The organism is Stenotrophomonas sp. NPDC078853 (assembly GCF_044901215.1).
GTDB lineage: Bacteria > Pseudomonadota > Gammaproteobacteria > Xanthomonadales > Xanthomonadaceae > Stenotrophomonas > Stenotrophomonas lacuserhaii.
The window spans coordinates 104,633-126,045 of sequence record NZ_JBJDOQ010000006.1 but is presented as its reverse complement, the minus strand read 5'-3'; the positions used below and the strand labels follow the sequence as shown (position 1 = coordinate 126,045).

Here is a 21,413-nt window from a genome sequence, read left to right as displayed (position 1 = left end):
GTCGTGCCCCGGCACGGCGGAACTGCAACGCGGCCCCCGCCGCCTGTGATGAAACCGAAATGTCCCCAGCCTTCCAGCCTCATCGCCAGACCCGCCAGACCATCGTGCGCCTGCTTTCCAGCATGGCCAGCGCGAAGGAAATCAGCCAGTACCTCAAGCGTTTTTCGCAGCTCGACGCCAAACGCTTCGCGGTGGTGAAAGTGGGCGGGGCGGTGCTGCGCGACGACCTGGAGGCGCTGACGTCCTCGCTGTCATTCCTGCAGGAAGTCGGGCTGACCCCGATCGTGCTGCACGGTGCCGGCCCGCAGCTGGACACCGAGCTGGCTGCTGCCGGCATCGAAAAGCAGACCATCAACGGCCTGCGGGTGACCTCGCCGGAAGCGCTGGCGATCGTGCGCCAGGTCTTCCAGCAGTCCAACCTGCGGCTGGTGGAAGCGCTGCAGCAGAATGGTGCGCGTGCCACGTCCATCACCGGTGGCGTGTTCGAAGCCGAGTACATGGACCAGGCCACCTATGGATTGGTCGGCGAAGTGAAGAAGGTCAACCTGGCGCCGATCGAAGCCAGCCTGCGTGCCGGCTCGATCCCGGTCATCACCAGCCTGGGCGAAACCCGTAGCGGGCAGATCCTCAACGTCAACGCCGACTTCGCCGCCAACGAACTGGTGCAGGAGCTGCAGCCGTACAAGATCATCTTCCTGACCGGCACCGGCGGGCTGCTGGACGAGGAGGGCAGGGTGATCGATTCGATCAACCTGTCCACCGAGTACGAACACCTGATGAGCCAGCCGTGGATCCACGGCGGCATGAAGGTGAAGATCGAGCAGATCAAGTCGCTGCTGGACCGGCTGCCGCTGGAGTCGTCGGTGTCGATCACCCGGCCGGCCGACCTGGCCAAGGAACTGTTCACCCATAAAGGCTCCGGTACGCTGGTGCGCAAGGGCGAACGCGTGCTGCGCGCGACGTCGTGGGACGAACTGGACCTGCCGCGCCTGCGCGGGCTGATCGAATCCAGTTTCGGCCGCGTGCTGGTGCCGGATTACTTCGACAAGACCCGCCTGCTGCGCGCGTATGTCAGCGAAAACTACCGCACCGCGGTGATCCTCACCGACGAAGCGGAAGGCGTGTACCTGGATAAATTCGCGGTGCTTGACGACGCACAGGGCGAGGGCCTGGGCCGGGCGGTGTGGAACGTGATGCTGGACGAGACCCCGCAGCTGTTCTGGCGCTCGCGCAACGGCAACCCGATCAACCACTTCTACTACGCCGAATCCGATGGCTGCTACAAACAGGGCACGTGGAAGACCTTCTGGTTCGGTGCCGATGGCTTTGACCGCATCAAGGCCTACGTCGACCACTGCGCGCAGCGTTCGCCGAGCCTGCTCGGATGAGCACGCCCTCCGAGTGGACCGCTGCGCCGACGCTGTCAGGCCGCCACGTCTCGCTTGAACCGCTGCAGGCCGCACACGTGCCGGGCCTGCAGCGCGCCGTGGAAGGCACCGGGCTGGACCAGCTGTGGTTCACCCAAGTGCCGTCGCCCTCGGGCGTGGCTGACTATGTCGAGGCGGCGCTGCAGGCGCAGGGCGAAGGCACGATGCTGCCGATGGTGATCCGTGATGCAAGCGGAGAGATCGTTGGTACCACGCGCTATTACGGACTGGATGCCAGCGTGCCCAAGCTGAGCATCGGCTATACCTGGCATGCGCCGCGCGTGCAGCGCAGCGGGGTCAATACCGAGGCCAAGCTGCTGTTGCTGCGGCATGCCTTCGAAACGCTCGGCTGCCTGGCCGTGGTGTTTGAAACCAGCTGGTTCAACCATGCCTCGCGCACGGCCATCGCGCGCCTTGGCGCCAAGCAGGACGGCGTGCTGCGCAACCATACCCGGCATCCCGACGGCACGCCGCGCGATACCGTCGTTTTCTCCATCATCGATACGGAATGGGCGGCGGTGAAACGCCACCTGCAGTTCCGCCTGGATACCCACGCATGAACGAAACAACCTTCACCCTGGGCATCGTCGGTGCCCGCGGCCACACCGGGGCAGAGCTGATCAAACTGGTGGCCGCGCATCCGCGCCTGCAGTTGGCTTTCGTATCCTCGCGCGAGCGCGCCGGGCAGCGGCTGGCCGAGCACCACCCGGAAATCACCGGCGAGCTGCAGTACGAAAACCTGGACGCCGACGCGGTCGCCGCCAAGGGCGTGGACGCGGTGATCCTGGCGCTGCCCAATGGCCTGGCCGCACCGTTCGTCGCCGCGCTGCAGGCCGCCAGGCCGGACACGGTCATCGTGGACCTTTCCGCTGACTACCGCTTCGAGGGAAGCTGGTACTACGGCCTGCCCGAGCTGACCCGCGGCAACTACAACGGTGAGAAGCACATCAGCAACCCGGGGTGTTATGCCACCGCGATGCAGTTGGCGATCCACCCGTTGCTGGACCTGCTGGCCGGTCCGCCGCAGTGCTTCGGTGTTTCCGGCTATTCCGGCGCCGGCACCACGCCTTCGGACAAGAACAATCCGGAACTGCTGGCCGACAACCTGATGCCGTACGCATTGACCAACCACGTCCACGAGCGCGAGGTGTCCGCGCACCTGCGCGTGCCCGTGGAGTTCATGCCGCACGTGGCGCCGCACTTCCGCGGTATCACCATGACGGTCAATATCTGGCTCAACCAGGCGCAGACCCGCGAACAGATCGCCGCGCGCTTCATCGATGCCTATGCCGGTGAGCCGCTTATCGAAGTGGTCGACGAAGCGCCGTGGGTGAGCCGCATCGCCGGCCGCCACGGCGTGCAGGTCGGCGGGTTCACCGTGGCACCCGGCGGCAAGCGGGTGGTGGTGGTGGCCACGCTGGACAACCTGTTGAAGGGCGCAGCCACCCAGGCCATGCAGAACCTCAACCTCGCCCTGGGCATCGACGAACTTACTTCGATCCCGCACTGATTGAATCAACGGGCGGCCCACGCCGCCGATGGAGCACAGCATGGCAGACCTTCTGTGGCAGAAGCCGGGCGTCGCGGTCGACGCAAAGATCCAGACCTTCCTCGCCGGTGATGACGTGATCCTGGATCGCGAATTCTTCCTGCATGACATCGCCGCCAGTGCCGCGCATGCCGAGGGCCTGCAGCACATCGGCATCCTCAGTGCCGACGAGCTGGCTGGGTTGCAGCGTGAACTGGAGGTGCTGGCCGATGACTTCCGCGCCGGCCGGTTCGTGCTGGACGAACAGTACGAAGACGGCCATTCGGCCATCGAAGCGCGCCTGACCGACCGCCTTGGCGATGCCGGCCGCCGCATCCACACCGGCCGCAGCCGCAACGACCAGGTGCTGGTGGCGACCCGGCTGTGGCTGAAGGAAAAGCTGCAGCGCGTGGCGCAGCTCAGCGCGGAGATCGCCAAGGTGGCGCTGGACCGTGCTGAAGCCGAAAAGGACCTGCCGATCCCGGGCTATACGCACATCCAGCGTGCCGTCGTTTCCTCCGCCGGCATGTGGTGGGCCGGCTGGGCCGAGGCGTTCATTGACAACGCTGTCCGCGCCCGCGATACACACGCGCTTGTGGATGCCAATCCGCTGGGTACCGCCGCCGGCTACGGCGTGAACCTGCCGTTGGACCGTGAACACACCACTGCCGCGCTCGGCTTCGCGCGCATGCAGGTATCGCCGATCTACGCGCAGCTGTCGCGCGGCAAGTTCGAGATGGCCGCGTTGGAAGCACTCGGCGGCGCCACCCTGGACCTGCGCCGCATCGCATGGGACCTGTCGCTGTTCACCAGCGCGGAATTCGGCTTCGTGGCACTGCCCGCGCAGTACACCACCGGCAGCTCGATCATGCCCAACAAGCGCAATCCCGATGTCATCGAGCTGATGCGCGCCACCCACGCCAGCGTCGCCGCCGCACGTACCGAGATCGAGCAGCTGCTTTCACTGCCATCCGGTTACCACCGCGACCTGCAGGGGTCCAAGGGCGCGATCTTCCACGGCTTCGGCCGCGGTCTTGCTGCGCTGGAACTGCTGCCGGCGCTGCTGGCCAACCTGGAATGGCGCAACGACAAGCTGCTGGCCGGCATCGATTCGGGCATGTACGCCACCGATGTGGCGGTCGAGGCGGCCGTCGCCGGCGTACCGTTCCGCGAGGCCTACAAGGCCGCGGCCGCAGGTGCGGACACAGCAGGCCAGGGCCGTACGCCGGAAGGCAGCCTGGCCGCCCGGGTGTCGCCCGGCGCCGCCGCCGACCTGCGCCTGGACGTCCTGCGCGCGCGCTGGCAGGCGCTGGCCTGATGGCCGGCACCGTCTACCTGGTGATGGCGATGCGCCGGCCGGATTTCGACCCGGCGGCGGTGCAGCCGCACATCGCATTCCTCGATGAACTGCGTGCCGCCGGCCAGCTGCAGCTGACCGGTGGTTTCAGTGACGGCAGCGGTGGCGCCTACGTGCTGTGCAACGTCGCCACCCTGGAACAGGCGCGTGCCATTGTCGCGCGCGATCCGCTGGTGACCCTGCAGTCTTCGGACCTGACCGTCCACGAATGGACCACCCGCTGAGCCCCTGATGAGCGACCCTGCCGCCATGACCGCATCGCCGTTTCCCGAACAAGCGTTGCCGGACTGGCGGCGCGCCGTGCTGAAGGTCGGCAGCAGCCTGCTCGCCGCCGATGGCGGCGGGCTGTCCCCGCGCTACGCATTGGGGCTTGCCCAGTTCGTATCGGCCAACGTACTGGCCGGCCGCGAGGTGGTGATCGTGTCTTCCGGCGCGGTCGCCGCCGGCCGCGCGATCCTGCCGCGGGTGGAGGCCAATGGCGCGGCGATGGCTGCCCGCCAGGCGTTGGCCGCACTCGGCCAGGCCCAGCTGATCGGGCTGTGGCAACGCTTCTTCGAACGTCCCGTGGCGCAGGTGCTGCTTACCCATGATGACCTGCGCAACCGCCGTCGCTACCTCAACGCCCGTGCCACGCTCAACGAGCTGCTGCGGCTGGGCGCGCTGCCGGTGGTCAATGAAAATGACACGGTATCGGTGGACGAGCTCAAGCTTGGCGACAACGACAACCTGGCCGCTACCGTGGCGGCGCTGGTGGATGCCGATGTGCTGTTCATCGCCACCGACATCGACGGCCTGTACAGCGCCGATCCGCGCCGGGATGCGTCTGCACAGCCGATCGCGCAGGTGCATGAACTGACTGCCGAGGTGCTGGCGATGGCCGGGGGCAGCGGCAGCAGCGCCGGCACCGGCGGCATGCGCACCAAACTGGAAGCCGCATCCAAGGCAGCGCGGCTGGGCATCGAGACGATCCTGTTCAATGGCCGCAACGGCGATGTGGTGCGTGCGCTGGCACAGGGGCGCCTGCAGGGAACGCGCCTGCATGCCGCGCAGAGTCGCGAGGCCGCGCGCAAGTACTGGCTGCGGCACGCACCCGTGGAACCCGGGGTGATCTGGGTCGACGATGGCGCGGTGCAGGCAATGCGGGCCAAGGGGGCTTCGCTGTTGCCCGGCGGCATCACCGGCGCGCACGGCGAGTTCCGCCGCGGCGACATGGTGGAGATCCGCTCCCGGGCGGGCGATGCAGGCAGCGAGGTCAGCGTGGCACGCGGCATTACCCAGTATGCGGCCAGCGACATACGCCGCATCGCTGGCCGCCATTCGCGCGACATCGAAGCGGCACTGGGCTACAACTATGGTGGAAACGTCGTGCACCGCGACGACCTGGTGCTGGTATGAACCACGAGGCGATTCCCATGAGTGACATCGAACAACAGGCACGCGCCTGCCGTGCCGCCGCCACCATGGTGGCCGGGCTGGACACGGCGCAGCGCGGCGCGCTGCTGCTGGCCATGGCTGCGGCGCTGGAATCCAACGCTGGACAGATCCTGGCCGGCAATGCGCGTGACCTTGCCGCAGCACGCGCGAAGGGCATCGGCAACGCCATGCTGGATCGCCTGATGCTGGACCCGTCGCGGCTGTTCGCCATGGCCGAGGCAGTGCGCGAGGTGGCCGGGCTGCCGGACCCGGTGGGCCAGGTGACGCGCGACGACGTGCGCCCCAATGGGATCCGCGTGCAGAAAGTGCGCGTGCCGTTGGGGGTGATCGCGATGATCTACGAGGCGCGGCCCAACGTCACCGCCGAGGCCGCGGCGCTGTGCCTGAGGGCCGGCAACGGGGTGATCCTGCGCGGCGGCTCGGAGGCGATCCATTCCAATACCGCGATCGCCGCTGCGCTGGGCAGTGCATTGGCGGCCCACGGGGTGCCGGAGGCGGCGGTGACGGTGCTGACCGACCTGCGCCGCGAGGCGATGCTGGAACTGTTGCAACTGCACGAGCTGATCGATCTGGCGATTCCGCGCGGAGGAGAAGGCCTGATCCGCTTCGTCGCCGAGCATGCGCGCGTGCCGGTGATCAAGCACTACAAGGGCGTCTGCCACCTGTTCGTGGATGCCAGCGCCGATATCGGCCAAACCCTCGAACTGCTGGTTGATGGCAAGTGCAGCCGGCCCTCGGCGTGCAATTCGCTGGAAACCCTGTTGGTACATCGTGATATAGCCGGGGAATTCCTGCCGCGCGCCGGCGAGGCCCTGGCTTCGCGCGGCGTGGAGCTGCGCGCCGATGCGCTGTCACAGCCGTTGCTGCCGGGCAGCACGTCTGCTTCCGATGAGGACTACGCGGCCGAGTTCCTGGATCTGATCATCGCGGTGAAAGTGGTGGATGACGTGGAGGCTGCGATCACGCATATCCGCCGTTACACCTCCGACCACACCGAAGTGATCGCTACCCAGGACGCCGCCAATGCCGAGCGTTTCATCCATGCGCTGCAATCGGCAGTGGTGATGGTCAACGCCTCTTCGCGCTTTTCCGATGGCGGCCAGCTCGGCCTGGGCAGCGAGATCGGCATCTCCACCACGCGCCTGCATGCGTACGGCCCGATGGGTCTGGAAGCGTTGACGGTGGAACGTTTCGTGGTGCGCGGGGAAGGGCAGGTGCGTACGGCAAAGGTGTGACGACCAACGGTCGTCACCCACCGGGGCGGGTCGTCACCCGGTAGCGCCGAGCCATGCTCGGCGAGCGCAGCGGCAAAGATGTGACGACCAACGGTCGTCACCCACGACGGCCAGGCGCTGACGGCCAGCGGCCGTCACTACCGGAAAGCAGGTTGCGTCAGCACCTGTTCGGTCATGCCGACCGGGCGTGCATCATCGTCCATGTGCAGCGTGACCGCCTTCGCGCCGGACAGCTGGCGTGCCAGCGCATCGCTGGCCCCCAGGTCACGCGCGATCTCCGGCAGTTCGACATCCACGCGCGGGGCGCGGCGCTCCTTGCCCCCGAAACGGTAGCGGTTGTACTCCGCCCACAGGATCAGCAGCGCCGCGCAACCGATCAGCAATACCGGCAGGGCGATGACCAGGAACGGATCGAGCTGCTGCTTGCGCTCGTACAGCTGGATCCAGGCCAGGCGGCCGCCCACCAGCCAGGACATCAGGGTCAGCACCGGCGCCCATAGATAGAAATAGAACGCCCAGAAGGCGATGGTGACGAAGCCCCACGCGGTGCGCTGCAGGCGGGGTTGCCGGCGCGGCTTCTGGATGAGGCGCGAATCAAAACGACGGGACGGCTTGTTGGCGTTCATCGAATTCCCCGGTCCGGGCTGACCCAGGTGGCGCGCTTCCTGCCTCGCTTCAGCAGTGTCTTCGGCAGTGCCACCAGGGTGGTGAAGAGGCTGATCAACCAGTAGGCCATCGGGTACCAGATCACCCAGAAGTAATTACGGCCGATGTTGATTTCGTAACGACGGTCGATGATCAGGCTGCTGGCGAACTGCAGCAGGCAGACCAGCGCCAGGATCACCCCGTGCCACTGCGGCAGCAGCGTCTGGATGTACAGCGACGGCGGCAGTTCGACGACCTTGCCCAGCGCCCACAACACGATGATCAACAGCATCACATAGGCCCACAGCACGCTGAAGATGTACTCCACCAGCACGCCCCACATGCGGCGCTTGCGCCAGTTGAACAGGCTCATGCCATGCCGCAGCAGCACCTCCACGCCACCCTGGGCCCAGCGCAGGCGCTGCTTCCACAGCCCGCGCAGGGTTTCCGGCATCAGGATGAAGCACAGCGCGTTGGGTTCGTACCGGATGTCCCAGTGGTCCAGCTGCAGGCGCCAGCTGATGTCGATGTCTTCGGTGACCATGTCATCGGCCCAGTAGCCGATGCGGTGCAGGGCGGTGCGGCGGAAGCCGGCGATCACGCCGGAGATGGTGAAGATGCGCCCGTACACGCGCTGGGCCCGCTTGATCATGCCGATGATGGAAGAGAATTCGGCCACCTGCAGGCGGCCCAGAAGTGTGGAGCGGTTGCGGATGCGCGGGTTGCCGGTGACCGCGCCCACGCGGGGGCCACTGGTGAGATGCCAGACCATCCAGTGCATGGCGTGCTCTTCCAGCATCGCATCGCCATCGATGCAGACCAGGTACTCCGAGCGCGCCGCCAATGCCCCCATGCGCAGCGCATTGGCCTTGCCCAGGTTGCGGTCCAGGTGCACCACGCGCAGGCGCGGATGGATCGCCGCCAGCGCATCCAGGCGCGCGCCGGTGTCGTCGCCGCTGCCATCGTTGATGGCGATCACCTCGAAGTCCGGGTAACGCTGCGCCAGCGCCGCGCCGATGGTGTCGTCCAGGTTGTCCGATTCGTTGTGGCACGGAATCAGCAGCGAAGTGAACGGGTACTCGTCCATCGGCGGCGGATCATTGCGGTCGCGCGACTTCCGCTCGCGGCGGAAAAAGTAGTACAGGCCTCCCGACATCCAGAAGAACGCCATCACCATGGGGTAGAAGAAGGCGAACTGGAACAGGTAGTAGACAGGCGTGTGGTCCATGTCACCGCTCCGGATAGGGGAAGTTGCGCGCCGACATCGCCGCGCGTGCATCGGCGGTGGACGGCTTGTCGGCGATGAAGTCATCCGGGTACCAGGCCAGGTGACGCACGCCCTGTGCCTGCAGGCGACGTACCTGCGCACGCAGGCGCTCGCCGGGGATCGCGGTCCGGGTACGCCAGTCAACGGTCTGCAGCTCGAACAGGGTGTGCTTCAGCTCCGGATCGTGTTCACGCACCGCAGCCACCAGCCGGTCCAGCCAGCGCTCGGGTTGGCGGCTGCCTTCCATCCAGGGCATCGCCATCAGGGCGGTATGGTCGTAGGCGGCGTTGAACAGGTCCAGGCGCTGGGCGAACCATGCCGCGCTCTGCGGCTCCAGCACCGGCTGCGCATACAGGTTGCGCACGGTGCCCAGCTTCGGCCGCCAGCGCTGCGCACGGTCACGCAGGGCCAGGGTGAAGTCGATCAGCGCCTGGGTGCGGTTGCCGTCCAGGCCTTCCTGCGCCAGGCCGGTGAGTTCGGTATCGCGTACGTAGGCATCGTCGTGGAACAGCAGCCCTTCGAAGTAGGAGTTGATGGCCAGGTCTTCGTAGATGTCCAGGATGATCTGGCGCGCGGCCGGCTTGGTGAAGTCCATCCGGTACATGCCGTCTTTTTCCGGACTGGCGATGCCCAGCGCCTGCTTCTGCGCCGGATCGGGCAGTTCATAGCCCAGCACCGGCAGCCACGCGTATACCTTGACGCCTGCACGGGTCTTCAACTGCCATGCCACGCGGTTGAACAGGTCCGCGCGCATCGGCAGGTGGCGATTGGGGAAATACAGCGCATCGGCGGTGTTGTTGCCGTCCGGGTCGGCGAAGGCCTGCAGGTAGACGTGGGTCGGGCCGATCTTCTTGACCCGGTCGATCAGCGTGTCCAGGTTGCGCGCCAGCTGCGCCGGGTCCTTGTCATACACCGCGTCCATGTCGATCTGCAGGGCGCGGGTGCCGTCCAGGGTGGTGTTGCGGCGCAGTTCGAAGGCCAGCCCGGTGACGTTTGGATTGCCGGTCACCAGCAGGCGCGCCAGGCCGTGAAGGTCGCGCGTGACCGGCGTGCTGCGGCCTTCCAGGTCGAAGGACACCGGCATGCCGAGCTGCTCGGCGATCTCGTTGCTGAGCTGGTTGTAGGCCGCGTACGGCCAGACGATCGCCTGCGGACGCACGCCGAGGTTCTTTTCAATCAGTCCGGCACTGCGCGAAAGGTCATCGCGCAGGCGCTTTTCGTAGGCCGCCGCGGTCTCGTAGCGGCCGGTGGCCGGATCAAAGGCACGGGTGATCACCGCGGGGGTGGAATTGCCCTGCGGGTTGGACTGCACGCCGTGGTGCTGGTTGTCGGTATGGCTGGCCAGCTCGATCAAGCCGCTGTCCTTCATCTCGCGCAGTTGCTCCCAGGTCAGGAAATCATCGCGACCGAACGGCCGGTAGCCGTAATCGATGGTGCGATCCGGCGCCATGTCCACGTAGTCGGTGATCACCGCCACCAGGGCGGGATAGTCGTACGCGCGCAGCAGCGGGTAGACCTTGCTGTAGACGCTGCGCAGGCCGTCATCGAAGGTCAGCAGCACCGGCTTGGACGGCAGCACCGCTTCGCCACGCGATGCCTTGACCAGCTGGCTCAGCGAGATCGGGTGGTAGCCGTGCGCGGACAGCCAGTCCAGATGTGCAGCGAAGTTCTGCGTGCTCACCGCATAGGCATCCGGATCGCCCTTGGCCGCCACGTCATCACGGATGTCGTGGTAGCTCAGCACCAGCAGGCCGTTGCCGGCCGCATCCAGTTCCGGGCGGGTCTGCGCCTGCAGCGGCGCGCACAGCGCCAGCAGCACCAGCAGGACCATCATCATCGGCAGTCGCATGTTGTTCACCCGCATCTCATTCTCCCCAGCGCAGGCCGGCTTCCAGGCCGACATGCCGCTCGCGTTGACCGTCATACACCGGACGCGACCAGCGCACCCCGTACTCGAAAATCCGCCCCGCGCCGATCTGCCACTCATGGCGATACTCAACCGAGGGCACCAGTGCGCTGCCGAAGCTTTCCTGCCAGTAGTCGCCTACCGACACGGTCAGGCGGTGGCGGAAATGCTTCTCGTAATGCCGCCACAACTGCTGGTCGATGCGCAGGCCGATCTCCACGGAGCGGTCGCGGGAGGGATTGAAGTAGGGCACCTCATCGCGGCTGCCACGGCTGGCATACAGGCTGCCCAGCCCATCCACCTGCAGGGTCGGGCGGCTCAGCAGGCGCTGTTCCACCGAGGTGCTGATGGTGTCGCGGTGGTTGCCATCGTCATAGCGGTACTGGCTGGCGCCGATCCGCCACTGCGTGCGCTCGTTGCGGGTATAGGTGCTGGCCAGCGCTACGCTGTCGGCGGTGATGCCGGACACGCGGGCCTGCATCGAGGCATCGGCATCGTTGCGTGCGGCGCTTGCACCGAGATGCCACTGGTCGTTGAACTGCCAGCCGAGCCCCGCGCGCAGGCCGGTATCGCCGACGTCGTCATTCGGATGCAGGGCCACCAGTTCGCCGTCCAGCTGGTCGAAGCGGTAGTTCACCCCGGCACCGAACCACCACGGGTTGATGCGCTGGTTCTGGAAGTCCACCGAACGGCGGTCGGCGAAGGCCAGCACCCGCCAGCGATCGGCCAGGATCGGCGAGGACGCGCTCACGCGGTAACTGCCATCGTCGTTGCCCAGCGGCGAAGCGCCGCCGCCGCCACTGCTGCGGCCGACTTCTGCATTGGCGTCCAGCTGCCAGCCGCGGTGTGCGCGCCAGGCACGGTCCATGCGCTGCACCGAAGGCTGGTTCGGATAGCGGGCCAGCAGGTCGTCATGTATCGGGCGGGCAAGGTCGTCGCGCTGCAGCGCGATGTGCGACTCGAACATGCCGATGCGCGGGGAGACATCGCGCGGATCCAGCGTATAGGCCATCTGATGGCGTTCCAGCGCACGCCGCGGCCAGCCGCGCATCTGGTAGACGCCGCCCAGCGCAGTCTGCAGGCCCCCGTTGCCCGGCCCGGTGGCGACCATCTGCTCCAGCTCGCCCTGGGCGGACGGAAGGTCGTTGCTGTAGGCGCGGATCATCGCCAGGTTGAGGTCGGCCTCATAGCGGGCCCAGTTCGCATAGGGGGCACGCGCATTCGGGCCCCAGCGCCAGATCGGCTCGTCTTTCTGCCAGCTCACCAGATAGTCGATGGCGGTGCCGGCCTGCTCGGTTTCCAGGTACGCATAGGCCAGTTCCGAGCGTGCCTGGAAGCGCGAGGGGTCATTCTTCACCGCCTGCGACAGCACCGGGATCGCCTCGTCCGGATGCTGGGTAGCCATCAGTGAATCGCCCACCGCCGGCAGCACGTAGTCGGGCAGCTCCACGCCATCGGCGCGCAGGGCGAGATATTCCTCGCGCAACTGGGCGTGGCGGGACAGGCGGTTGAGCAGGATCAGGCGGTCCAGGCGGATGCGCCGGGGGGCCTGCGCCAGCGGGGTGCCGTCGCGCTGCAGGTACTTTTCCATCAGCGCCAGGGTGTCTTCGGCTTCCTCCAGGCGGGTGTCTTCGCTTTCGCCGTAGGCCATGCTCCAGCCGACCAGGCGGGCCAGGTAGTCCGCTTCGAAGCGTTCCTTCTGAGCCGCATCGAACAGCTCCGGGCGCGCCTGGTACAGCTGCCAGGCCCGACTGGCGTTGCCGATGTCGCCCAGGGTCAGCACCTGCAGCTTGTACAGCAGGTCATCACCGGGGCTGGACTGCTGCGCGCGCTCGATCGCCGCCAGCGCGTCCAGCCACTGGGCCTGGTCGCGATGGCGGCTGATTTCAGCCATCTGCCCGGCGCGGTTGGACGGGGCAGGGGCGGCGTGCGCGCCTGTCGCCAGGACGAGGCAGGCCAAGCCGACGCAACGCGCCAGCGGACGATGGACAGACATGAAACCCCCAGAAGCTGGTTCGTGCGATGAAGAATTGGAAAGTGTGACGCACATCACGTGCCAAGCGCCGGCAATGCGGGACCCCGAAGCGCATCCGTGCCTCCTTGCGCAGCGCAGAAGGCGACGGGATGCCCGTCCGGCAACAGACATGCATGCTGCGGCTGCCACCGCAGGAAGACGCCCTGCGACAGATGCAGGGTCAGCAACTGACGCGCTGCGTCAGTTGCGACCGATCACGACGGGGTCACGTCGGTGGCCTGCTCACGCAGCGATGTATTCACCACAGGTCTTCGAGTTTGCGCGGCTTGCAGGCGAACCACGACGCGCACAGCATCACCAGCGCGCAGCAGAACAGGAAGCCGAACGGCAACGTCCAGCTGCCGCTCACGTCGTGCAGCCAGCCCACCAGGAACGGACCCAGGCAGCTGAAGCTGTAGCCCACGCCCTGCATGAAGCCGGACAGGGCGGCCGACCCGGTCGGGGTGCGCGTGCGCAGGTTGATCAGCGTGAGCGCCAGCGGGAAGGTCGACGGACCGAGTCCCAGCAGGCAGGCCCACAGCAGCGGGGCTTTCATCGGTGCCAGCAGCAGCCCGGCGAAGGCCACCACGAAGGAACCAAAGCCGATCAACACCAGCGGGAACGGGTTGGCCATGCGCACCGCCAATGAAGGAATCACCAGCGAGGGCAACAGGCCCAGCGCGGAGAACATCGCCACCATCACCCCGCCGAAGGCCGGCGAGGCGCCGGCTTCGACCACGATGCGCGGCAACCAGGTGAACATGGAATAGGTCATCAGCGAGGTCATGCCGAACATCAGCGTCATGCCCCAGCCCAGCGAGGTCGCCGAGACCCGCCCGTGCGGCTGCGCACTCGGATCCGGGCCGTCGGTGATCACATCATGGCGCGGGGTGCGGCGCACCAGCATCAGCCATGGCAGGGTGGCGGCCAGTGCCAGCAGCGCCCACATGCCCAGCGACACGCGCCAGCCGGCCGCGTTGGCCACCGGCACCGCCAGCAACGCCGGCAGCATGGTGCCCAGCTGCAGCGCGCTGATGTACAGCGTGCTCATCGTGCCCACCTTGTTGGCGAAATAACGCTTCACCAGCGGGGGCACCACCACGTTGCCGATGCCCATGCCGGCCAGGGCGATGATCGAGCCGCCCAGCAGGCTGCCCATGCCGACCGCGCTGGAGCGCAACAGCAGGCCGACCAGCGCCAGCGACATCGCCAGCAGCGTGGTGCGCTCCAGCCCGAGGCGGCGCGCGAGCATCGGCGTGCACACGCCGAACAAGGCGAACGAGGCAGTCGGCAGCATGCCGAGCACACCGGTCATGGTGGTGCCGAAGCCGAACGTCTGGCCCAGCACGTCCAGCAGGGGGGTGACCGAGGTGACCGCGGTACGCAGGTTGACCGCGGCCAGCACGATGGCAGCGAAGACCAGGGCGCGCCCGTGCAGCAGCGAAGGCGCAGGCGACGAAGGGGAGGCGGTGGGGCTCATGGTGGATCCTTGCCGGTGGCGCGCGCGGCGGCCTCCGGATGCAACGGCGGCACCGGGCGGACGCCGGTGCGGCAGGGTGGGGGAGGGGCCCATTGTACGTTGCCAGGCAAAACGACAGGCACAAAAAAACCCGGGAGACCGTCGTCTTCCAGGTTTCTTCGTGACCAACAAAGTGGTCGGGGAGACAGGATTCGAACCTGCGACCTCTACGTCCCGAACGTAGCGCTCTACCAGACTGAGCTACACCCCGAAGGGTAGCCGCCTATCATATCGATTCCCGCACTGGGCGGCAAGGGGAATCGCATTTTTCCTTCGGTCGTTCCGACCACCGGAGTGGTCGGGGAGACAGGATTCGAACCTGCGACCTCTACGTCCCGAACGTAGCGCTCTACCAGACTGAGCTACACCCCGAAGGAGCCGCCTAAGATACCGTGTGAAGGCCGAGGCGGCAACACTTTTGTTACATCATTTACCGTCGCGGCCGTCGATGCTGCCCGACTCGCGGGCTTCGAACCACATGCCGTTGAGGATGGCCACGACCGAGGCCAGGCCGGTGCCGAGGATCCAGGCGAAATACCACATGGTGTGCTCCTTCAAGAGGTGCCGGCCGTTGGCCGGCACGTGGGAATCAATACGCGTTGGGGTTGTCTGACATGTCTTCGGCGGTGGTCTTGCCCTTCATCACCCGGTAGACCCAGGTGGTGTAGGCCAGCACGATCGGCAGGAAGATCACCGTAGCCACCAGCATGATGAACAGCGTCAGGTGGCTGGAGGACGCATCCCACACGGTCAGGCTGGAACCGGGCTGGCTGGAGGAGGGCAGCAGGAACGGGAAGATCGCAAAGCCGACGGTCAGGATGATGCCGGTGATCGACGCGCCCGAGGCCAGGAACGCCAGGCCGCCACGCCGGGCACGCAGCAGCACCGCGCTGGCCAGCGCACCGAGCAGTCCGACGATCGGTGCCAGCAGGGTGGCCGGCATGCTGCTGTAGTTGCGCAGCCAGCCGCCGGCCGCGGCCCCTTCAGCGGCGGTTTTCAGCAAGGGATTGGTCGGCCCATCGGTCACCACCTGCGAGGTGATTTCATAGCCGGGCAGGCCGAAGGCCACCCAGGCGCCGGCCAGGGCGAACAGCACGAAGCTGAGCAGCGCCGCCACGCTGCCATAGCGGGCCGAGCGTTCGGCCACCGGGCCGTCGGTCTTCAGCACCAGCATGGCTGCCCCGTGTGACACCAGCATCGAGACGCTGACCAGTCCGGCGATCAATGCGAACGGGGTGAGCAGGCCGAAGAACGAGCCGGTGTAGAAGATCCGCATGCTGTCATCGAAGTGGAACGGCACGCCCAGCAGCACGTTGCCCACCGCCACGCCGGCGATCAGGCCGGGCAGCAGGCCGCCGACGAACAACACCCGGTCCCAGTTGTCGCGCCAGCGCTTGCCCGGCATCTTGCTGCGGTACTTGAAGCCCACCGGGCGCAGGATCAGCCCGAACAGCAGGGCGAAGATGGCCAGGTAGAAGCCGGAGAAGCTGACCGCGTACAGCGGCGGCCAAGCGGCGAAGATCGCCCCGCCGCCGAGCACCAGCCATACCTGGTTGCCTTCCCACACCGGGCCGATGGTGTTGATCACCAGTCGGCGTTCTTCATCGGTCTTCGCCACGAACGGCAGCAGCGTGCCGACGCCGAGATCGAAGCCGTCCATCACGGCCCAACCGGTCAGCAGGATGCCCAGCAGCAACCACCAGATGATGCGCAGGGTGGTGTAATCGAGTCCAAGGAATTCCATCGGGGTTCTCCTGCCTTATGCCTGGCCTGGGGCCGGGGCGGCATTGTGGGAAACGGACGCGCGCGGCGCCTGCAGGGACGGCAGGATCTCGTCGGGACCGGTGCGGATCGCCTTCAGCATCAGCTTGACCTCGATCACCAGCAGCACCGTGTACAGCAGCGTGAACACCGCCAGGGTGGTGAGGATTTCATGCAGGGCCAGGCCGGAGGCGGCGTAGAAAGTGGGCAGCACGCCATCGACGGCCCACGGCTGGCGACCGTATTCGGCGACGAACCAGCCGCACTCAATGGCGATCCACGGCGCCGGCAGCGACCACAGGGCCAGCGTCAGGAACCAGCGCTTGTCCTGGAAGTTGTTGCGGCAGGAGTAGTAGAACGCCAGCGCGAAGAAGGCGATCAGGTAGAAGCCCAGCCCGGCCATGATGCGGAAGGTCCAGAACAGCGGGGCAACGCGCGGTACCGTATCCATCGCCGCCTTGCTGATCTCTTCCGGCGTGGCGTTGCCGATGTCTTCGCGATAGCGCTTCAGCAGCAGGCCGTGGCCGAGATCCTGCCAGTGGCGGTCGAACATCTCGCGCGCCTGCACATCGTTCTTGTCCGCACGCACCCGCTGCAGCGCACCGTAAGCGATCTGGCCGCCGCGGATGCGATGCTCGGCCCGTTCCACCAGTTCCAGGATGCCGGGGATCGGCTGATCCACCGAACGGGTGGCGATCAGGCCCATCAGGTAGGGAATCTTGATCGCGAAATCGTTCTGCTGGGTGGTCTGGTTGGGAATGCCGAAGGCAGTGAAGTCCGCTGGCGCACGCTCGGTCTCCCACATCGCTTCGATCGCCGCCAGCTTCATCTTCTGGTGTTCGCTGGCGGCATACCCGCTCTCGTCACCCAGCACCACCACCGACAGCGAAGACAGCAGGCCGAAGGCTGCGGCCACGGCGAAGGAGCGGCGTGCCATGTCACGGTGCTTGTTGCGCAGCAGGTAGAGCGCGCTGATGGACATCACGAAGATCGCACCGGTCACGTAGCCGGCGCTGACGGTGTGCACGAACTTTGCCTGCGCCACCGGGTTCAGCAGCACCGCGGCGAAATCCACCACCTCCATGCGCATCGTTTCCGGATTGAATATCGCCCCGGTGGGGTTCTGCATCCAGCCGTTGGCGATCAGGATCCACACCGCCGACAGGTTGGTGCCCAGCGCCATGAACCAGGTCACGGCGAGGTGCTTGACCGGGGTCAGCCGTTTCCAGCCGAAGAAGAACAGGCCGATCAGGGTGGCTTCCAGGAAGAACGCCATCAGGCCTTCGATCGCCAGCGGCGCCCCGAAGATGTCGCCGACGTAGTGGCTGTAGTACGACCAGTTCATGCCGAACTGGAACTCCATCACCAGCCCGGTGGCCACGCCGATGGCGAAGTTGATGCCGAACAGCGTGCCCCAGAACAGGGTCATCTGGCGCCAGACCGGCTTGCGGGTCATGACGTACACGCTCTCCATGATGGCCACCATGAAAGACAGGCCAAGGGTGAGGGGGACGAAGAGGAAGTGGTACATCGCGGTCAGGGCGAACTGCAGCCGCGACAGTTCTACGACTGTCGAATCAATCATGGCCTGGCTACCTCGTGGGATAGTGCCGTGGGGGTGCGGGAAGGGTGGTCTACGTGGTGCGATGATGTGACCGACTACTTCGAACAGCCTTGATTCAGATCAATGTAGAAAAGGATCCCCGCCCTGATCGTATGCCAACGGCAGTGTCCGTGCGACCGTACGCCGCAGGGGCGCCGGGACCTGCGCCTACAATGCCCCCAGACCGTTGCCGCCGAGCCACCGTGAGCCAGGACACCGAAACCCAGCTGAGGCAAGCCCAGCGCCATGAGGCGCAGCAGCGCAGACTCCGCCAGCACTGGCTGGATACGCTGGGAGCGGCGGCAAGCGGCCGTCGCCGGCTGGCCGCCATCGCGATCAGTGTGTCCGGGGTGCTGCTGGTGGCCCAGGCCGGCGCCATTGCCTGGCTGGTCCAGCACGTGCTGTTCGCGGGTGCGCCGCTGGCCGATGGCCTGTGGGTGCTGGCTGGCCTCGCTGTGGTGCTGTTGCTGCGCACCCTGCTGGGCAGCGTGACCCAGGCCTGCGCCGGCGACGTGGCCGATGCAGCGCGACTGGCGCTGCGCGAGCGCGCCTACGCCTGCGTGCTGGGCAAGGGGCCGTTGTGGCTGCGGCAACAGCGCAGCGGCGAGTTGGGCGAAGTGATGCTGGCCCATGCCGATGCCATTGAAAACTATTACAGCGGCTTCCAGCCGGTGCGCATCGAGGTGGTGGTGGTGCCGCTGATCATCGCTCTGGCGGTGGCCTGGGTGGACTGGGTGGTGGCGATCATCTTCATCGCCACCGCGCCGCTGGTGCCGTTCTTCATGATGCTGGTGGGCTGGGGTGCCGAGGCGGCCGGGCGCGCACAACTGGGTGAACTGGCGCGGATGAGCGGGCACTTCGCCGACCGCATCAAAGGCCTGGGCCTGCTGCGCCTGTACGGCCGCGGCGAGGCCGAACTGGAGGGCGTGGCCGACGCGGCCGAGGGTGTGCGCGAGCGCACCATGAAAGTGCTGCGGATCGCGTTCCTGTCCTCCACCGTGCTGGAGTTCTTCGCATCGGTCAGCGTGGCGATGGTGGCGCTGTACCTGGGGCTGAGTTACCTGGGCATGATGTCCCTGCACGCGCAGGTGCCCACGCTGGGGGCCGGCCTGTTCTGCCTGCTGCTGGCACCGGAGTTCTATGCGCCGCTGCGCCGCCTGGCCGCGCACTACCATGATCGTGCCAATGCCCTTGCCGCCGCCGCCGAGATCGAGCGTCTGCTCGGCGCGCTGCCGGGGCCGGCTGCGGCGCTGGCTACGGCGCGGCCACTGGCCAGCGCGGCTGCCGAGCCGCTGCAACCGCATGCTCCGCTGCTGCAGGCGCGCGGGTTGGTACTGCGCCCCTTGGGTGCCGGTCACGATGTGCTGAAGGACATCAGTTTCCAGCTTGAATCCAACCAGCGGCTGGCGGTGGTGGGCCCCAGCGGCAGCGGCAAAAGCACCTTGCTGGAAGCCTTGGCCGGCTGGCTGCCGCCGCGCGAGGGCAGTCTCATGCTGCGCCCCGGAGTGGAGGTCGGCTACGCCGGCCAACGTCCCTACCTGTTCCACGGCAGCATCGCCGACAACCTGCGCCTTGCCGATCCCACCGCCAGCCTGGCCACCCTGCGCCACGCGGCCGAGGCCGCGCAGGTGCTTGCCTTCGCCGACCACCTGCCCGACGGACTGGATACGGTGATCGGCGAGCGCGGATTCGGCTTGTCCGGCGGTGAGGCGCGGCGCATCGGGCTGGCCCGGCTGCTGCTGCGCAATCCCGGCATCATGCTGCTGGATGAACCCACCGCGTTCCTGGATCCGCATACCGAAGCGGCCCTGCTGCATGCGTTGGCGATCCATGCGCGCGGTCGCAGCGTGATCATCGCCACCCACAGCCCTGCGGCCATCGCCTGGGCAGACAGCACGTTGCGGTTGCCCGACGGCCACCTGCACCACGACCCGCGGCAGGTGCGCGCATGAGCGCCGCACAACGCGATCCGCTGCGCGCGGTGTTCGCCCGGCACCTGCCGCGCCTGCTGCTGACGGTACTGCTGTTATGGACCACGATGCTCGCTGGAACGGCCCTGCTCGGGCTCTCCGGCGGCTTCCTGACAGCGGCCGCGCTGGCGGGCGCGGCGGGACTGGGTAGCGGTTTCAATTTCTTCTCACCGTCTGCCGGCATCCGTGGCCTGACCATGGCGCGCATCGTGTCGCGCTATTTTGAAAAGCTGGTCGGCCACGATGTGACGTTGCGTATCGCACGCGATGCACGGGTGTGGTTCTTCCGCCGCGCCTTGCCCCTGGCACCGGCGCGGCTGGGCAGCACGCGTACGGGCGAACTGCTGGCGCGGTTGCTGGGCGATATCGCCGAGGTGGACGGTCTGTTCGTGCGCGCGCTGGGGCCGCTGTGCGCACTGGCAGCCCTGAGCCTGGTGGCCATCGGATCGGCCTGGCTGATCCTGCCGCAGGCAGCGGCGTTGCTGGCGGCCATGGCGGTGCTGGTCGGCGTGGGCGTGCCGTGGCTGGGCGTGCGCGGACGCGCAGGGGAAGAGCGGGACCGCGCCGCGCACCGCACGCAGCTGCGCAATCTTTCCTTCGAAGGCATCGAAGGCGCCGCCGACCTTGCGGCGCTGGATGCGCTGGACCACTGGCAGGGCCGGGTGGAAGTGGCCGCACGCCAGCTGCGCGCGCGTGATCGTCGTCGGCGCTGGCGCCTGTTGGCTGGCACCACGTTGCACGGCGTGGTGACCGGTGGCGGGCTGTTGGCGATGCTGGCGCTGGCGCTTTCGTCGCATGAGCAAGGGCGCGTCGATGCCCCCATGGCGGCCGGACTGGTGTTTCTCACCGTGGCCATGATCGAGCTGTGGGCCGGGCTGGGCCTGGCCTGGCAGGCACTGCAGTCCGGCCAGGTGTCGGTGTCCCGACTGCAGGCCATCGTCGACCAGCCGCCGATGGTCAACGAGCCAGCATCGCCGCGGCCCCTGCCGACGGCCGCGGCGGCGGTGTGCTGGGAAGGCGTCTCGTTCGCCTGGAAGGACGGCGGTCGCAGCGTGCTGGACGGCGTGGACCTGCTGCTGCAGCCGGGCCGGCGCATCGCCATCCGTGGCGACAGCGGCAGCGGCAAGACAACGCTGTCCAGTCTGCTGCTGCGCCTGCATGACCCGAGCAGCGGACGCATCACGCATGGCGGGACCGACATCCGCCATTACGCGCAGGATGACTGGCACCGGCAGCTGGCGTGGCTGCCGCAGCACGCCCCGGTATTCGCCGGCAGCGTGTCCGACAACCTGCGCCTGGGCGATCCCCACGCCGGCGACGCCAGGTTGTGGGCGGTGCTGGAGCGGGTGCGGCTGGGCGACTGGGCACGTGCGGTCGGTGGCCTGCAGGGCTGGGTCGGCGAGAACGGCGCCACGCTGTCGGCGGGGCAGGCGCGCCGCCTGGCACTGGCGCGCGCGCTGCTGCGCGAGGCCCCGATCCTGGTACTGGACGAACCCACCGAAGGCTTGGACGTGGATGCCGCGCATGCCCTGTTGGCCGACCTGCCCGCGCTGCTTGAAGGACGCAGCCTGCTGGTCATCACCCATGATCCGCTGCCTGCCGGCGTAGTGGACCAGGTGTACCGCCTGCAGGGCGGCCGGCTGCACGCGGCGGAGCCCGGCTGAGTCCGACACTGGCAGGTGATTCCCGGAGCTGGCGCTGCAGCGTTGTCCGATGGAAGCCGTCCGGGCGTTCAGCACACTGGAGA

Annotated in this window: 17 protein-coding genes and 2 tRNA genes; 9 read left to right on the top strand and 10 right to left on the bottom strand. The window is 67.2% G+C overall.

All coding sequences use genetic code 11. The features are described from left to right. The first annotated feature begins 59 nt into the window (after positions 1–59). From ACI2JH_RS08690 to ACI2JH_RS08660, 7 genes are read left to right on the top strand one after another with little or no spacing between them, the layout of a single operon-like run. Positions 60–1,388, top strand: a complete 1,329-nt coding sequence (locus ACI2JH_RS08690) for an acetylglutamate kinase (protein WP_101100695.1) — start codon at positions 60–62, stop codon at positions 1,386–1,388. Further along, positions 1,385–1,987, top strand: coding sequence for a GNAT family N-acetyltransferase (locus tag ACI2JH_RS08685; RefSeq protein WP_101100696.1), 603 nt, complete (start codon positions 1,385–1,387; stop codon positions 1,985–1,987). Before ACI2JH_RS08690 ends, ACI2JH_RS08685 begins: the two co-directional genes overlap by 4 nt. After that, positions 1,984–2,937: an N-acetyl-gamma-glutamyl-phosphate reductase gene (gene argC / locus ACI2JH_RS08680; protein ID WP_404735948.1), complete on the top strand. Its 954-nt coding sequence runs from the start codon at positions 1,984–1,986 to the stop codon at positions 2,935–2,937. The genes ACI2JH_RS08685 and argC overlap by 4 nt, the downstream gene beginning before the upstream one ends. Before the next feature lie 40 nt (positions 2,938–2,977). Beyond that, a complete protein-coding gene (gene argH / locus ACI2JH_RS08675; protein ID WP_101100773.1) occupies positions 2,978–4,273 on the top strand; it encodes an argininosuccinate lyase in 1,296 nt (431 codons plus the stop codon). Beyond that, positions 4,273–4,536, top strand: coding sequence for a YciI family protein (locus ACI2JH_RS08670; protein ID WP_191770299.1), 264 nt, complete (start codon positions 4,273–4,275; stop codon positions 4,534–4,536). The genes argH and ACI2JH_RS08670 overlap by 1 nt, the downstream gene beginning before the upstream one ends. 7 nt (positions 4,537–4,543) lie before the next feature. Further along, positions 4,544–5,707: a glutamate 5-kinase gene (gene proB, locus ACI2JH_RS08665; RefSeq protein WP_404735947.1), complete on the top strand. Its 1,164-nt coding sequence runs from the start codon at positions 4,544–4,546 to the stop codon at positions 5,705–5,707. 17 nt (positions 5,708–5,724) lie between these two features. After that, the gene (locus tag ACI2JH_RS08660) at positions 5,725–6,981 is read left to right on the top strand and encodes a glutamate-5-semialdehyde dehydrogenase (protein ID WP_404735946.1); all 1,257 of its coding nucleotides are present in this window, start codon (positions 5,725–5,727) and stop codon (positions 6,979–6,981) included. A gap of 137 nt (positions 6,982–7,118) precedes the next feature. On the opposite strand, the gene pgaD is transcribed toward ACI2JH_RS08660, so the two are convergent. The 10 genes from pgaD to ACI2JH_RS08610 form a co-directional block, all read right to left on the bottom strand. Further along, on the bottom strand, positions 7,119–7,607 hold the full coding sequence (pgaD, locus tag ACI2JH_RS08655; RefSeq protein ID WP_182657160.1) for a poly-beta-1,6-N-acetyl-D-glucosamine biosynthesis protein PgaD: 489 nt from the start codon (positions 7,605–7,607) through the stop codon (positions 7,119–7,121). Beyond that, a complete protein-coding gene (pgaC, locus tag ACI2JH_RS08650; protein ID WP_182657161.1) occupies positions 7,604–8,854 on the bottom strand; it encodes a poly-beta-1,6-N-acetyl-D-glucosamine synthase in 1,251 nt (416 codons plus the stop codon). The genes pgaD and pgaC overlap by 4 nt, the downstream gene beginning before the upstream one ends. A gap of 1 nt (position 8,855) precedes the next feature. Beyond that, the gene (gene pgaB, locus ACI2JH_RS08645) at positions 8,856–10,742 is read right to left on the bottom strand and encodes a poly-beta-1,6-N-acetyl-D-glucosamine N-deacetylase PgaB (RefSeq protein WP_404736009.1); all 1,887 of its coding nucleotides are present in this window, start codon (positions 10,740–10,742) and stop codon (positions 8,856–8,858) included. Between the two features lie 16 nt (positions 10,743–10,758). Beyond that, entirely contained in the window at positions 10,759–12,795 is a 2,037-nt protein-coding gene (gene pgaA / locus ACI2JH_RS08640; protein ID WP_404735945.1) for a poly-beta-1,6 N-acetyl-D-glucosamine export porin PgaA, read from the bottom strand. A gap of 277 nt (positions 12,796–13,072) precedes the next feature. After that, a complete protein-coding gene (locus ACI2JH_RS08635) occupies positions 13,073–14,293 on the bottom strand; it encodes an MFS transporter (RefSeq protein ID WP_182657163.1) in 1,221 nt (406 codons plus the stop codon). Positions 14,294–14,466: 173 nt separating this feature from the next. Then, positions 14,467–14,543 (bottom strand) — tRNA-Pro (locus ACI2JH_RS08630). Between the two features lie 84 nt (positions 14,544–14,627). Beyond that, positions 14,628–14,704: transfer RNA gene (locus ACI2JH_RS08625), tRNA-Pro, on the bottom strand. Positions 14,705–14,758: 54 nt separating this feature from the next. Then, complete coding sequence (cydX, locus tag ACI2JH_RS08620; protein WP_042614095.1) at positions 14,759–14,875, bottom strand: cytochrome bd-I oxidase subunit CydX; 117 nt, start codon at positions 14,873–14,875, stop codon at positions 14,759–14,761. Between the two features lie 46 nt (positions 14,876–14,921). Further along, a complete protein-coding gene (cydB, locus tag ACI2JH_RS08615; RefSeq protein ID WP_101100705.1) occupies positions 14,922–16,076 on the bottom strand; it encodes a cytochrome d ubiquinol oxidase subunit II in 1,155 nt (384 codons plus the stop codon). 15 nt (positions 16,077–16,091) lie between these two features. Beyond that, positions 16,092–17,678 (bottom strand): cytochrome ubiquinol oxidase subunit I, encoded by a 1,587-nt coding sequence (locus ACI2JH_RS08610; RefSeq protein ID WP_404735944.1) that lies wholly within the window; start codon positions 17,676–17,678, stop codon positions 16,092–16,094. Between the two features lie 131 nt (positions 17,679–17,809). On the opposite strand from ACI2JH_RS08610, the gene cydD reads away from it, so the two are divergent. Both cydD and cydC read left to right on the top strand, forming a co-directional pair. Continuing rightward, positions 17,810–19,648 (top strand): thiol reductant ABC exporter subunit CydD, encoded by a 1,839-nt coding sequence (cydD, locus tag ACI2JH_RS08605; RefSeq protein WP_404735943.1) that lies wholly within the window; start codon positions 17,810–17,812, stop codon positions 19,646–19,648. Beyond that, positions 19,645–21,330 carry a thiol reductant ABC exporter subunit CydC gene (gene cydC, locus ACI2JH_RS08600; protein WP_319276494.1) on the top strand — a complete coding sequence of 562 codons (1,686 nt, stop codon included), beginning with the start codon at positions 19,645–19,647 and terminating at the stop codon, positions 21,328–21,330. The genes cydD and cydC overlap by 4 nt, the downstream gene beginning before the upstream one ends. Positions 21,331–21,413 lie beyond the last annotated feature (83 nt).